This is a genomic window from Bradyrhizobium sp. IC4059 (assembly GCF_020193615.1).
In the GTDB taxonomy this organism is placed as follows: Bacteria; Pseudomonadota; Alphaproteobacteria; order Rhizobiales; family Xanthobacteraceae; genus Bradyrhizobium; species Bradyrhizobium yuanmingense.
In genome coordinates this window covers 278482-291044 of the sequence record NZ_JADYVH010000007.1, presented here as the reverse complement: position 1 = coordinate 291044, position 12563 = coordinate 278482, and the positions used below count along the sequence as shown (strand labels likewise).

Genomic DNA, 12563 nt, shown 5'->3' with positions numbered 1-12563 from the left:
GCCTCAGCACTCCGACAGCAGGACATCGAGATCGGCGGTCGAGCGGCGGCCGATCTCCGCGCCGTGCTCGGCGAGGAAGTTGTCCGCGGCCATGCGTCCCTCGGCGCGCAGCATCGAGACGAACTCCCACTCCGCGTTGAGCTTCGAGGAGGCCCCGAACTTCGCCAGCATGTCGCTCTTGATCCGGTGCGTGCGCATCTTCGCCCAGCGCGCGCCCTCGCCGCTGCCCGGATCGGCCGCCTGGCGCAGCAGCGCGATCATGCGCAGCTCCTTCATCAGCGGCGAGTTGAAGGAGATTTCGTTGAGACGGTTGAGGATCTCCGCAGCCGTCCGCGGTTGCTCCGGCCGCTCGGTCGGATTGATCTGGACGAGAATGGTGTCATGCGCGTCGCTTTCGCGGACCAGCGGCGTGATGGTCGGGTTGCCAGCATAGCCGCCGTCCCAATAGGGCTCGCCGTCGATCTCGATCGCGCGGAACATGGTTGGAAGACAGGCCGATGCCAGCAGCACGTCGGCCGTGATCTCCGCGTTGCGGAAGATACGTCCGCGCCCGGTGCGTACCCGGGTCGCGGTGATGAATAGCTGGATCGGCGAGCGCACGAGCCGTTCGAAATCGATGCTCTCGGCCAGCACCGCGCGCAGCGGATTGTAACCGGTAGGATTGAGGTCGTAGGGCGAGAGCACACGCGACATCAAATCGGTGAGGATGTAGAACGGCGACGTATCGAGGGTCCAGCGCCCCATCAAGCGGTCGAGCGGAGAGCGCTGTAGCGGGCTGAAGGCCGCGGCCTTCGAGATACGACGCCAGTATCGGTCGAGCGCCTCACGCGCCCCCTCGGCGCCGCCGGCCGTCCACCCGTCCGCCAGGACCGCCGCATTCATCGCGCCTGCGGAGGTTCCGGAGATCGCGGCGATCTCCAGCCATTTCTCTTCCAGAAGACGGTCGAGCACACCCCAGGAGAAGGCGCCATGCGAACCGCCGCCCTGCAGCGCGAGATCAATCAGTACGGCGTCCCGTTCCATGGCGGACACTCACGCAACTGAAGCTCAAATTCGACGTGATTGGAACACGTCGAATTCGACCGCAGTGTGGGAGCACCGGCCGCAAGATGCAACCGGAACGTGGGCGGTTTAGTGCTCAAATACCAGCCGCGCCCCGACCGTTCCCTCGAGGCCGCGGATCTGCCGCAGCAGCTCGCCGGAATCCTGACCGCCGAGATCGGCGTCGAGCACGACGTAGCCGAGGTCGCCGGCGGTCTCCAGATATTGCGCGGCGATGTTGATGTCGCGCTGAAGGAAGACCTCGTTCAGCCGCCGCAACATGCCGGGCACGTTGCGATGGACATGGCTGAAGCGTGCACCGGAGGGACGAAGATGCAGCTGCACCTCCGGGAAGTTGACCGCGCCCATCGTCGAGCCGGTAATGAAATAGTCGACCAGTTTTCGCGCGACCTCGCCGCCGATGCGCTCCTGCGCCTCCTCAGTCGACCCACCGATATGGGGGGTGAGGATGACGTTCTCGATGCCCTGAATGGGACTATTGAAACGATCGGCATTCGACGAAGGCTCGACGGGAAAGACGTCGACGGCCGCACCGGCGAGATGACCGTCGCGCAAGGCACGCGCCAGCGCATCGAGATCGACCACGGTGCCGCGGCTGTTGTTGATCAGAAACGAGCCCGGCTTCATCGCCCGCAGCTCCCTCTCGCCGATCATGCCCGCAGTCTCCGGCGTCTCCGGCACGTGCAGGCTGACGACGTCGCTCTGCGCCAGCAGATCTTCCAGCTTCTCGACCGGCTCGGTGTTGCCGTGGCGAAGCTTGTCGGTGCGGTCGAAATAGATCACGCGCATGCCCATGGCTTCGGCCAACGTCGAAAGCTGCGAGCCGATATTGCCGTAGCCGACGATGCCAAGCGTGCGGCCGCGCACCTCGCGGCTGCCCGCCGCCGATTTGTCCCAGCCCCCGGCATGGGCCGACACCGAGCGCGGAAAGATCCGCCGCAGCAGCATCACGATCTCGCCGATGACGAGCTCGGCGACGCTGCGCGTGTTGGAGAACGGGGCGTTGAAGACGGGAATACCGCGCTTGCGCGCCGCCGAAAGATCGACCTGGTTGGTGCCGACGCTGAAGCAGCCGACCGCGAGCAGCTGGCCGGCCGCCGCCAGAACCTCATCCGTGATCTGCGTGCGCGAACGGATGCCGAGCAGCGACACGCCCTCGAGCGCGTGCCGCAGATCCGCGCCGTCCAGCGCCTTGGTCAGCCGTTCGACATTGGTGAAGCCGGCGCTCGCGAACAGGTCGACAGCGCTATCATTGACGCCTTCGAGCAGCAGCGCCTTAGCGCTTCGCTCAGGGCTTTGGCCTGGGGCGGACATGGCATCTCCGTAGATGGCAGCTTTGCCTTCGCACATAGACCGCGGGCGGTGCGCAGCACAATAGGGAACGGATACGGGGAGAAGACGGCCGGAGCCGAGGATGCGCTTGGCATCCCAGAGCTCGGTCAAATCACATAGAACCCGTGCGTGCCGTCGCGGCGGAGCTGCTCGACGAGGCCGTATTCCCAATCGAGATAGGCCTGCATCGCGGATTCGGCCACATCGGTGCCTTCATAGGGCCGGCGATAGCGATGGGCCGGGTTGGGCTTCGGCAAGACCTGCGGTGGACCGATTTCCAGCGCGCAATCGTAGCCGCCCTCGAGCACATAGACTTCCCAACCCATCTGCGCCAGCCAGGACGCCGTCATGTCGGCGCGGACGCATCTGTCATCGGTCAGGACGATGCGCGCGCCGCGCACGGGCGCGGCCATGTCGGTTTCCTGCACGAGCTGGCCGCCGGGATAATGGCGGAAGCCGGGGAGATGGCCGGCCGCATAGTCCTCGGCATCGCGCACGTCGAAGCGATACAGCGTGCGATCGGTCTCTGCGACCAGCGCAGCCATCTCGTTCGCTCCGATATGGCGAACACCGGCGCGATAGGCGACGTCGCGGGCATTGGCTGGACCGCCCTCGAACGGGCCGATCGCGCCGCGCCTGTCGGCGCCGTGATTGAGCCCGTGCCGCGCCAGGGTCCAGCCGATGGTGCCGTTGCGCAGCGCCCGCACCTTGTTGGGCACGCCGGCATTGATCAGCGATTGCGTGCCGATGATAGAGCGGGTGCGGCCGGCGCAATTGACGATGATGGTGGTTTCAGGATCGGGCGCGGCCTGGCCTGCCCGCAGCACCAGCTCCGCGCCGGGCACGCTGACCGAGCCCGGGATGTTCATGGTCGCGTATTCGTCGAAGCGGCGGACGTCAAGGATGGCGATGTTGGCCTTGTCGGCGATCAGCTTTGCCACCTCATCGGCACTCAGCGAGGGCGTGTGGCGACGCGACTCGACCAGCTCACCGAAGGCCTTGGAATAGGAATTGACGTCCTCGAAAACCTCGAAGCCCGCATCGCGCCACGCCTTCAGCCCGCCCTCGAGTGCGCTGACATTGCTATAGCCGAGTGCAGCCAGACGCTCGGCGCCGGTCGCAACCAGCCCCTCGCCGTCATCATAAAGCACGATCGCAACGTCCTTGCGCGGCAGCCGCACCTCGGCCTCGATCGCGATCCGGTCGGCGGCCATGTTGGCGGCGAACAGCGGATGGCCGGTGGCAAAGGCAGCCTCGTATCTGAGATCGAGCAGCGCGATCTCTTCGCGCAGGAGCAGGGCGCGGCGGATATCGGCGGGGGTGACGGTCGGAAGCTTCATGGCGAAAACCTAACAAGGACGTGCCACGGGCTTTTGAACGATTGTCGAGGTGTTGGCTAGCTCTTCGGCTGCAACTCACTCGCCCGGAACGAGCCGCCCAAGCGGCGGCTGCGCCGGGCGCCGCAGCTTGCGGCGCGACAGATAGAGCAAAATGCCGGTGACCGAGAACAGCGGCATCAGTGCCGCGGCAATCATGAAGGCGAGCTTGCCGGGCCAGCCCAGGACCGCGCCGCGATGGATATCGAGCACGTTGGCGATGATCTTCTCGCCGAACGTCTTGTCGGCGTAACGTTCCGTGGAGGCGACCTGACCGGTGACGGCATCGATGCGGAATTCATCGCGCGTGGTGTCGAGCGTCGAATCCTTCCCCCACGACCGGATCCGTATCACCGTGCCGGGGCTGGGCGGCAGCGTCAGCAAAGCCCTGGCGAAGCGGTCGCCCTCCTCACGCCGGAACGTCGTCCATGCCGGGTCGAACCCGATCGGCTGGGCCGGCTCGGAACGAGCCGCCGCACGCGGCGCCTTCGCGGACATTCTTGGCTGCATCTTCGCGGCAGAGACTTCTGGACGCGACAGCAGCCAGACGACGCCGTCCTTGTACCAGTCGAACGAGTACCACAGGCCCGTGAGCGTCATCACCAGATAGACCGGAAGAACCCAGGTGCCGATCACCGCATGCAGCGAGCGATGCAGCCCGCGTCCGCCGAGACCGAGATTGGGCTTGAGCCACATCTTCACGCTGCGCACGCGGCGGGGCCAGCGCAGCACGAGGCCCGAGACCAGCATGACGATCAGGCCGAGCGCGGCCACACCGGTGATCTGGCGTCCCCAGCCCTTGGCATCGCCAGGGATCAGCAGCCAGCGATGCAGCTTCCGAACCGTCGCGAAGAACGCCTCGCCGCGCGGCGCACCCAGCACGCGCGCATCATAGGGGTCGACATAGAGCGAATTCGGCCGCTCGCCCTGCTCGTCGCGCGCGAAGCGGACCCGCACGGCCGCAGTCGGATCGCTCGACAACATGACGGCCGAGACCTGACCGAAATTTTGCCCCGCCCCCAGCCGCGCGACCAGCTCGTCCGGCATCAGCGCCGGCATCTCGCGTGGCACGACATGCATGATGCCGGCGTTGAGATGATCGACGATCTCGTCCTCGAAACTCATGATCGCGCCGGTCAGCGCGATCAAGGCTAGCAGCAGCGCGAGCACCAGGCCTGCGATGGAATGGACCTGGAGCAGGACAGTTTTGATCATGTGCCCGGGCCGCGCGGCCATGGCTAGAACTTCACCGTCGCCGAGAGAGACACCCGGCGCGCGTCGCCGATAGCGACGTTTAAATTATTCACGGCTGAGGGATAGTAGACCGTGTCGAACAGGTTCTTGACGTTCACCTGGTACACCACCGGAAACTGCTCGTGTTTCGTCTCGTAAGTCGCAAAGAGGTCTGCGACGACATAGGACGGCAGGAAGAAGCTGTTGATCGAATCGCCGGGACGGTCGCCGACATAGCGCGCCCCGCCGCCGAGACGGAGCTGGCCGGGCAATGCGGTGCCGAAGTCGTAGACCAGATAGAGCGAAGCGGTGTTCAAGGCGACGTTTTGCAGCTTCTTGCCGAGCAACGTCAGATCCTCGGAGGCCGTCACGCGGGCGTCGGTATAGCCATAGCTCCCAATCAATGCCCAACTGTCGGTCAGCCTGCCGGTGACGTCGATTTCGAGGCCGCGCGAATGAGCGCGGCCGACGGTGTGAAGCTCCACCACGCCCGCGCTGTTCGTCTTCGTCGTTTGCACATTCTTCTTGTCGAGGTCGTAGAATGCGACGGTCCCGGAGATGCGCTGGTTGATGTCGAACTTCACGCCGGTCTCGTACGACACACCCTCCTCGGGCGCGACCCTGGAGTCGATCACCACGCCGATCGGCGCAATCGTCGAATTCGGCTTCAGCGATTCGGTGTAGCTCGCATAAAGCGAGATCTGGTCGGTCAGCTTGAAAATCGCGCCGCCAAGCGGGAGCACCTTGTCTTGCGACACGTTTGTGTTGGTGTTGAACGGCTTTCCGCGTCCGGCGATCTGATCGTAGTCCATATAGCGCACACCACCGACCAGTGCGAACCGCTCGGTCAGATGCAGCGTGTCCTGGAAGAACAGCGACCACTGGCCAAGCTTGTCGGTCTGGGCGCTGTCGGGGTTCGACACCCTGGTTCCAGGCCCGATCAGCCCATAGACAGGATCGTAGACGTTGAAGGCGGGAGTTGTCTGCCGGATCAAGACGTCGCGGTAGATCGTGCGATACTGACCGTCGCCGCCGAATAGCATCTCGTTGCGCATGTCGCCGAGCCAGAAGCCGCCCGAGACATAGGATGTCCCATAGCTGACATTGCTCAGCGAGCTTCCCGTGCCGTCGTTGCTGCGCGTCTCGACGCCGGTCGTGAAATTGATGCCGGTGATGCGGAGCTGGTTGGCGCTGAAGGTTTCGGTGTTGTAGCTGTAGCCTGCGTAGAGCTTCCAATCCTGGTTGAAGCGGTGCTCGACCGAAGCCTGGATCAGATCGGACGTGCCCCAGGTGTTGTTGAAAGGCTCATCCAGTCGGCGCGTAGCGGGCACGGCCAGCGGCGCCTTCGTCACCGGATTGAACGCGGTGCCGCGGTCGAACGGATAGATGAACTCGCGGTGCTCGTAGTTCAGCTGCACCGTGGTGTCCTGGCCGTACCACGCGAGCGAGGGCGCAACCAGCATCTCGCGGTGACGACCGAAATTCCGCCAATAATCCTCGCTGACGCCGTAGCCGATGAAACGATAGGCGAGCCCCTGGTCGCCGATCGGACCGGTGACGTCGAGCAGGCCGTCGGCACCGGTCTTGGAGGCACTGAAGGCCGAGCCGAGCAGCGTGACCGAGCCGTGCTGATAGAGCTCGGGCCGCTTGCTGATGGTGTTGACGATGCCGCCGGGATCCATGATGCCGTAGAGCAGCGAAGCCGGACCTTTCAGCACCTCGACGCTTTCGACCGCAGGATTGAGACTGCGGCCCTGCACCAGCGGCATGCCGTTGCGCATGATCGAGCCGTCGCGGTTGTCGCCGAAGCCACGGCGGATCACCGCGTCCTGGCTGCCGGCGAGCGTGTTGGTCTGGGTGACGCCGGAGACGTTGCTCAGCGCGTCGTCGATGTTGCGCGGGAGCTGGTCCTTCAGCACCTGCGCGGGCACGACGTTGACGGCCTGCGAGGTGTCGAGCGGCGAGGCGCCGCTGCGCAGCGTGGTCGCGCTCGGCATCGCGCGGTAGCCGAGCTTTGCGGCTTGCTGTGCGGCGGCTACGGCAGCGGCGCGCTCCGACAGCGTCGGCGCCGCGGGTGCGGGATTGCGGCTGGGCTGGCGGCGCGCCGCCGTTTGCGCGCGGCGTGACGACTGCTCCGATGCACGTGCCGGCTTCGGTCGTGGCGCCGGCGCCTCCACCGTCACCGGCGGCAGAGCCGATTGCGCCTGTGCGCTCGTCGTGATGGAGGGATATTCGATGAGCAGCACCGCTGCTCCCATGAGAAGACCTGCACGGCTCTTGCCGGCACGAGTTCGATGGCCGTTGTCACGTTGGCCATCCACGAAGGCATGCACTTTCATTCCACTTCAAGTCAGGAGCATTGAAGTGTGCGCCTGTAACAGCCGCCGCGATCAAGGAGAACCGTAGCCGGGCTTGAATCGCTCTAGTGTTGAATTGTTCTAAGAGGAGGCGGATGCTGGACAGCAATCATGAATTGCCGGTCCACCGCGCATGACACGCTGCACGCGAAATCGCGGCCCGAGATTTCACGATCACGCGATGGCGGGAGCGATCAACTCATCAAGCTTCCGCTTGAACGCACTGCCGTCCGACAAAGCGCGGAGCGGCGGACGCACGCGCAGCCAACCTGCATCGCCGGTCTGCGCCGCGAGGATCGCCTTCAGCGTTGCGACAAGGGAGGGCGTCTTCAGCACGACGTCGACCGCCGCCTGCATGCGCGCTTCGACGTTCTTGCCGTCAACCATCGCCTTGACCAGCTCCGGCGCAATGTTGGCCATGCCGCAGATGGTGCCGGCGCCGCCGGCGGCGATCGCGCGAGTGATATCGGCTTCGTTGCCGACGGTGATGGCGAGCTCGGGCGCGGCGGCACGGAATGCCTGGAACTGCTTGAAGTCGCCGCTGGAGTCCTTCAGACCGGCAACCACTTGGCCGTAGCGCTTGCGCAGGCTTGCGGCGACTGTCGTCGGGATCGCAACGCCCGAGACTTGCGGAATGTGGTAGAGCGAGGCGCGCAGGCGATCGTCGGCAACACCGTCGATGATGGCGGCAAAGGCGTCCTCGATGCCTTCATGCGTGACACTCCGATCGAAATAGGGCGGCAGCAGCAACACGTGGCGCAGGCCGAGGCCGAGCACGGCGCGCGTCAGCGCAATGCTGTCGGTGATGGCCGGAAAGCCGCCGCCGATTCCGATGCGCTCCGCCGCGACCCCGGCCTTGAGCATCGCTTCGATCGTCGCAATCCGTTCGGCGGCGTTGAATGAGGTCCCCTCGCCGGTGGTGCCGAACAGCACGACGCCGTCGACGCCCTTGCCGAAGAGGTGCTTGGCGTGAGAGGCGAGCTTGGCGGCGTCGACACTGCCGTCCGTCGCCAGCGGCGTCGCCGACGCCACCCAGAACCCGCAAATTGCCTCGGCCATCACACCACCCTTTGCTGCCGCACCCGGCCAAGCCGCTGGTCTCCAACGATCTTTCGCGCTGGCCGAGACCTTGTTTTCACTTTACTTTTGCTCTTGTACCTTACATACAACGTTCATGCAAATCCTCCGCGCCATGTGCGCGGCCAGATCTTGAGGAGGTCTCGCATGGACATGGTGACCCCCACCGGACGCCCCGACCAATTGCTCGGCGCGTTGCGCGACAGGCTCGGCGCGGCGGCGGTGCTTGTTGGCACAGATGTGCCGGCGCGCAATTGCAAGGACTGGAGCGCGAGCCTGCCGCAGAAGCCGCGCGCGGTGATCCGCCCCGTCGATGCGCAGGGCGTTGCCGACGCGATTACGACTTGCCGGCAGGCGCATTTGCCGTTCGTGCCGCAGGGCGGACTGACCGGACTGTGCCGCGGCGCTTCGCCCGAAGCGGGCTGGGTCGCGATCTCGCTGGAGCGCATGACCGGCATCGAGGAGATCGATCGCGCCTCGATGACGATGACGGTGAAAGCCGGCACGCCGCTGGAGACGATCCAGAAGACGGCCGACGAAGCCGGCTTCTTCTTTCCGCTCGATCTCGGCTCGCGCGGCTCCTGCGCGATCGGCGGCAATCTCTCGACCAACGCCGGCGGCAACCGCGTGATCCGTTACGGCATGACGCGCGAGCTGGTGCTTGGTCTCGAAGTGGTGCTGCCGGACGGCACCATCATCACCAGCCTCAACAAGCTGATGAAGAACAATGCAGGCTATGATCTGAAGCATCTGTTCATCGGCTCGGAAGGCACCCTCGGCATCATCACCCGCGTGGTGCTAAAACTGTTCCCGAAGCCGCGCTCGACCATGGCCGCGCTGTGCGCGCTGAAGGATTATGCCGCGGTGATCGCGCTGCTCGACGCCGCGCGCTCAGGGCTCGGCCCGCTGCTGTCCGCCTTCGAGGTGATGTGGCCGGATTATTGGGACGTGATCACGAATCGCGCCGGCGTGGAGCCGCCGGTCGCCCCAGGCCACGGTCTCTACGTGCTGGTGGAAGCGCAGGGCACCGACGAGAGCGTGGATGCGCCGCGCTTCCAGAACTGGCTCGAGGAGCTGATGGAGCGCGGGCTGCTGGCGGATGCCGCGGTGGCGCAATCGCTGGCGCAGACGCAGAGCTTCTGGCGCGTGCGCGACATCTGCGCCGAGTTCGGCCAGGTGCTGGGGCCGCACATCTCCTACGACATCGGCCTTGCGGTGGCACGGATGGACGAGTTCGTCACACGCTGCAAGGCCGCGCTCACTTCAGGCATCAAGGGTTGCGAGAGTGTCTATTACGGCCATATCGGCGACGGCAATCTGCATCTCGTCGCCTGGGTCACCGGCCTTTCCGTCGCGCAGCAGCCGAAGGAGGAGATGGACGCGATCATCTACGGTCTGGTCCGCGAGCTCGGCGGCAGCGTCTCCGCCGAGCACGGCATCGGCACCTTGAAGAAGCAATGGCTGGGCCATGCGAGGGGCGAGGCCGAGATCGCGCTGATGCGCACGCTCAAGGCGGCGCTCGACCCCGATCACCTGCTCAATCCCGGCAAGGTGATCTGAACGCACCATGCGATCGCTCAAGCTCGATACGCCGAAATCGCTGTCGCAGCGGGTGATGCTGCGGCTGCGCCAGGCCATCATCGACGGCGAGTTCGCGTTAGGCGCTGCCATCTCCGAGGAGATGGTGGCCAATTCCTTCGGCGTCAGCCGCACCCCGGTGCGCGAGGCCATGGGCCAGCTGCAGGCGCAGGGACTCGTGGTGATCCGACCCCAGGTCGGCAGCTTCGTCTTCACGCCGAGTCCGGACGACATCCATGCGCTCTGCACCTTCCGCATTGCGCTCGAGCCCAAGGCCGCCGAGCTCGCCTTCCGCAATGACCGCGACGGCGCGATTGCGTCCATGAGCGCGGCGATCGCGGCGATGGAGCCGGCCGTCGCGGCAAAGGACAACATCGCCTATGGCCGCGCCGACACCGCTTTTCACGAGGCGCTGTTCGCCCATTGCGGCAACCGCTATCTCGCCGAATCCTATCAGCTCGTCTCCGGCCGCGTCGCCGCGCTGCGCACCAATCTGACCTCGCCGATCGACGTGCGCACCCGCACGTCCTTCGACGAGCACCGCAAGCTGCTCGATCTGTTCGCGCGCGGCGAGTTCGCCGCCTTCGAAGGCCTGATGACGACGCACATCACGAATTCGGGAATGGTCTATGCTAGGGCGTTGAAGGTGGATTGAGCGCGTCTACCGCTCCTCCTTCGATCCCGGCCTATCGAGAAAATCGAGCGCGGTGTTGATCTGCTCGAGCTGGTGCTCGATTCGGTCGCGATCCTCCACCGATGGCGCCTGCTCGAGCTGTTCCACCAGCTTCTGCTTCCGCATCAGCAAGTTCTCTATGACCGTACCCACGATTCCCCCATCGCCAGAGGCGACGTCACGGACGCCGAGACGATGGAGGCGCGCGCAACCCGGGCCCGCGTCGAACCCTCCATTTGAATGTTGCTGGGAGCGATTGGTTCCTCCGGCGCCGTGCCGGATCGCACTACTTCTTGGTGATGTTCCAGTAGACCGGGACCGCTCCCTTTACGAGGCCGTCAACGTTGCTGCGTACCGCCCGCACCAGATAGAGCTGTGCAGCCGGCCAATACGGCACATAGTCGACGGCGCGGAGCTGGAGGTCGGCTGCGATCTTCTTTTTCTGCTCGGGATCTGTCGCCAACGCGAATTCGTTGCGCAGCTTTTCGATCTGCTCGTCGCAAGGCCAGCCGAACCAGGCCTTGTCGCAGTTTGCGCGCAGCCCAAGGTGGCCGACCGGCTCGAACATGTCGGCGCCCGTCGGTCCCGACATGAACAGTGACCAGCCGCCCTTGTCGACGGTTTCCTTGGACGCGCGCCGTCCAACCAGCGTGCCCCAGTCCATCGCCTGAGGTTCGACCTTGAGGCCGATCTGGCGCATCATCTGCTCGGCGACGAGGCTGAACGTATTCGTCGGCCCGCTTTCGGTGGCATGCAGCACCACGACCGGCGTGCCGTCATAACCGCTCTCGGCGATCAGCTTCTTGGCCTTTTCGATATCGGGCTTGGTCCAGCCGGCAGCCGTGAAATAGGGCGATGAGCACATGTAGAAGCTCGGGCAGCTCTTGTAGAGCTTGGGGTCGCTGACATAGGCTCGCGCGAACTTGTCCTGGTCGATCATGTAGCTGATCGCCTGCCGGACCTTTGGATTGTTGAACGGCGGGACCGAAATGTTCATGCGGAACACCATCTGCATGCCGAGCGTGTCCTGCGGCATCGTCTTGATGTCGGGATTGCCGGCAAGCGTCGGCAGGAAGTCCGGCGGCACCTCCTCGAAAATGTCGATCTCGCCGGCCTGGAGTGCATTGAGCGCGGTCTGCGCATCCGGGATGTAATGCCATTCGACCCGGTCGACCTTGGCGAGCTTGCCGCCGGCAAGCCCGCTCGCCGGCTCCGCGCGCGACTTGTAGGACGGGCTCTTGACGTAAACGACCTTGGAGCCCGGAACCCACTCGTCCTTCTTCATGATGAAGGGACCCGAGCCGGTCGCATCCGTGATGGCGGTGTCCGCCGGCGTCGCAGCGATCCCCTTCGGCATGATGAAGGGCACATTGGAGCTCGGCTTGGAGAGCGCCTCGATCACCAGCCCCCACGGGCGCTTGAGCTTCAGTTCGAAGGATTTTTCGTCCTTGACCGTCAGGCTGTCGCTGACGGAGGCAAGCTGTTGGCCAAGGCCATCGCGCTGCCACCAGCGCTTCAGCGATACGACCGCATCCTCCGCGGTGACCGGCTGGCCGTTGCTGAAGGTCAGGCCGCCGCGCAGCGTGAAGGTGTAGGTGAGTTGATCGCTGCCGACCGCAAAGGACTCCAGCATCTGCGGCTGCGCGACGAGCTTCTCGTCCAGTGAGAACAGCGTGTCGTACACCATATAGCCATGGTTACGAACCATATAGTCGGACGTGATCACGGGATCGATCTGCTTGAGATCGCCGAAGGGGCGGATCTTGAGCACCGTCTCCGCAACGGCAGGCGATATTGCACCCAGCCAGCCTGCCGCCATCATGACCGCAAATATTCCGTTCGGCGATCTCATTTGGTACTCCTCCCGTTTTCTGT

Annotated in this window: 10 protein-coding genes; 2 read left to right on the top strand and 8 right to left on the bottom strand. The window is 64.8% G+C overall.

Going from position 1 to position 12563, the window contains the following annotated elements; all coding sequences use genetic code 11:
• Window positions 1-3: 3 nt before the first annotated feature.
• The 6 genes from I6F12_RS23285 to I6F12_RS23260 all read right to left on the bottom strand — a co-directional run bounded on the left by I6F12_RS23285 (window position 4) and on the right by I6F12_RS23260 (window position 8419).
• On the bottom strand, window positions 4-1023 hold the full coding sequence (locus I6F12_RS23285) for a patatin-like phospholipase family protein (protein WP_036026863.1): 1020 nt from the start codon (window positions 1021-1023) through the stop codon (window positions 4-6).
• A 108-nt stretch (window positions 1024-1131) separates the two neighbouring features.
• Window positions 1132-2376, bottom strand: a complete 1245-nt coding sequence (gene serA, locus I6F12_RS23280) for a phosphoglycerate dehydrogenase (RefSeq protein ID WP_036014487.1) — start codon at window positions 2374-2376, stop codon at window positions 1132-1134.
• Between the two features lie 125 nt (window positions 2377-2501).
• Window positions 2502-3734, bottom strand: a complete 1233-nt coding sequence (locus tag I6F12_RS23275; protein ID WP_225157297.1) for a rhodanese-like domain-containing protein — start codon at window positions 3732-3734, stop codon at window positions 2502-2504.
• Window positions 3735-3809: 75 nt separating this feature from the next.
• Window positions 3810-5006: a PepSY-associated TM helix domain-containing protein gene (locus I6F12_RS23270; RefSeq protein WP_225157296.1), complete on the bottom strand. Its 1197-nt coding sequence runs from the start codon at window positions 5004-5006 to the stop codon at window positions 3810-3812.
• 2 nt (window positions 5007-5008) lie between these two features.
• Window positions 5009-7342 (bottom strand): TonB-dependent siderophore receptor, encoded by a 2334-nt coding sequence (locus I6F12_RS23265; RefSeq protein WP_225157295.1) that lies wholly within the window; start codon window positions 7340-7342, stop codon window positions 5009-5011.
• 192 nt (window positions 7343-7534) lie between these two features.
• Window positions 7535-8419, bottom strand: a complete 885-nt coding sequence (locus tag I6F12_RS23260) for a dihydrodipicolinate synthase family protein (RefSeq protein ID WP_225144953.1) — start codon at window positions 8417-8419, stop codon at window positions 7535-7537.
• A gap of 165 nt (window positions 8420-8584) precedes the next feature.
• Here I6F12_RS23260 and I6F12_RS23255 point away from each other — a divergent pair, with 165 nt between their 5' ends.
• Both I6F12_RS23255 and I6F12_RS23250 read left to right on the top strand, forming a co-directional pair.
• Window positions 8585-9997 carry an FAD-binding oxidoreductase gene (locus I6F12_RS23255; protein WP_225157294.1) on the top strand — a complete coding sequence of 471 codons (1413 nt, stop codon included), beginning with the start codon at window positions 8585-8587 and terminating at the stop codon, window positions 9995-9997.
• A gap of 7 nt (window positions 9998-10004) precedes the next feature.
• On the top strand, window positions 10005-10670 hold the full coding sequence (locus I6F12_RS23250) for a GntR family transcriptional regulator (RefSeq protein ID WP_225157293.1): 666 nt from the start codon (window positions 10005-10007) through the stop codon (window positions 10668-10670).
• A 6-nt stretch (window positions 10671-10676) separates the two neighbouring features.
• On the opposite strand, the gene I6F12_RS23245 is transcribed toward I6F12_RS23250, so the two are convergent.
• Entirely contained in the window at window positions 10677-10814 is a 138-nt protein-coding gene (locus tag I6F12_RS23245) for a hypothetical protein (protein ID WP_162130853.1), read from the bottom strand.
• A gap of 160 nt (window positions 10815-10974) precedes the next feature.
• Window positions 10975-12540 carry an ABC transporter substrate-binding protein gene (locus tag I6F12_RS23240; protein WP_225157292.1) on the bottom strand — a complete coding sequence of 522 codons (1566 nt, stop codon included), beginning with the start codon at window positions 12538-12540 and terminating at the stop codon, window positions 10975-10977.
• Between the last annotated feature and the right edge of the window lie 23 nt (window positions 12541-12563).

Excerpts from the sequence above, each read along its gene's own strand:
- I6F12_RS23285 (WP_036026863.1), bottom strand. The coding sequence starts at position 1,023 with ATGGAACGGGACGCCGTACTGATTGATCTCGCGCTGCAGGGCGGCGGT.
- serA (WP_036014487.1), bottom strand. The coding sequence starts at position 2,376 with ATGTCCGCCCCAGGCCAAAGCCCTGAGCGAAGCGCTAAGGCGCTGCTG.
- I6F12_RS23275 (WP_225157297.1), bottom strand. The coding sequence starts at position 3,734 with ATGAAGCTTCCGACCGTCACCCCCGCCGATATCCGCCGCGCCCTGCTC.
- I6F12_RS23270 (WP_225157296.1), bottom strand. The coding sequence starts at position 5,006 with ATGGCCGCGCGGCCCGGGCACATGATCAAAACTGTCCTGCTCCAGGTC.
- I6F12_RS23265 (WP_225157295.1), bottom strand. The coding sequence starts at position 7,342 with ATGAAAGTGCATGCCTTCGTGGATGGCCAACGTGACAACGGCCATCGA.
- I6F12_RS23260 (WP_225144953.1), bottom strand. The coding sequence starts at position 8,419 with ATGGCCGAGGCAATTTGCGGGTTCTGGGTGGCGTCGGCGACGCCGCTG.
- I6F12_RS23255 (WP_225157294.1), top strand. The coding sequence starts at position 8,585 with ATGGACATGGTGACCCCCACCGGACGCCCCGACCAATTGCTCGGCGCG.
- I6F12_RS23250 (WP_225157293.1), top strand. The coding sequence starts at position 10,005 with ATGCGATCGCTCAAGCTCGATACGCCGAAATCGCTGTCGCAGCGGGTG.
- I6F12_RS23245 (WP_162130853.1), bottom strand. The coding sequence starts at position 10,814 with ATGCGGAAGCAGAAGCTGGTGGAACAGCTCGAGCAGGCGCCATCGGTG.
- I6F12_RS23240 (WP_225157292.1), bottom strand. The coding sequence starts at position 12,540 with ATGAGATCGCCGAACGGAATATTTGCGGTCATGATGGCGGCAGGCTGG.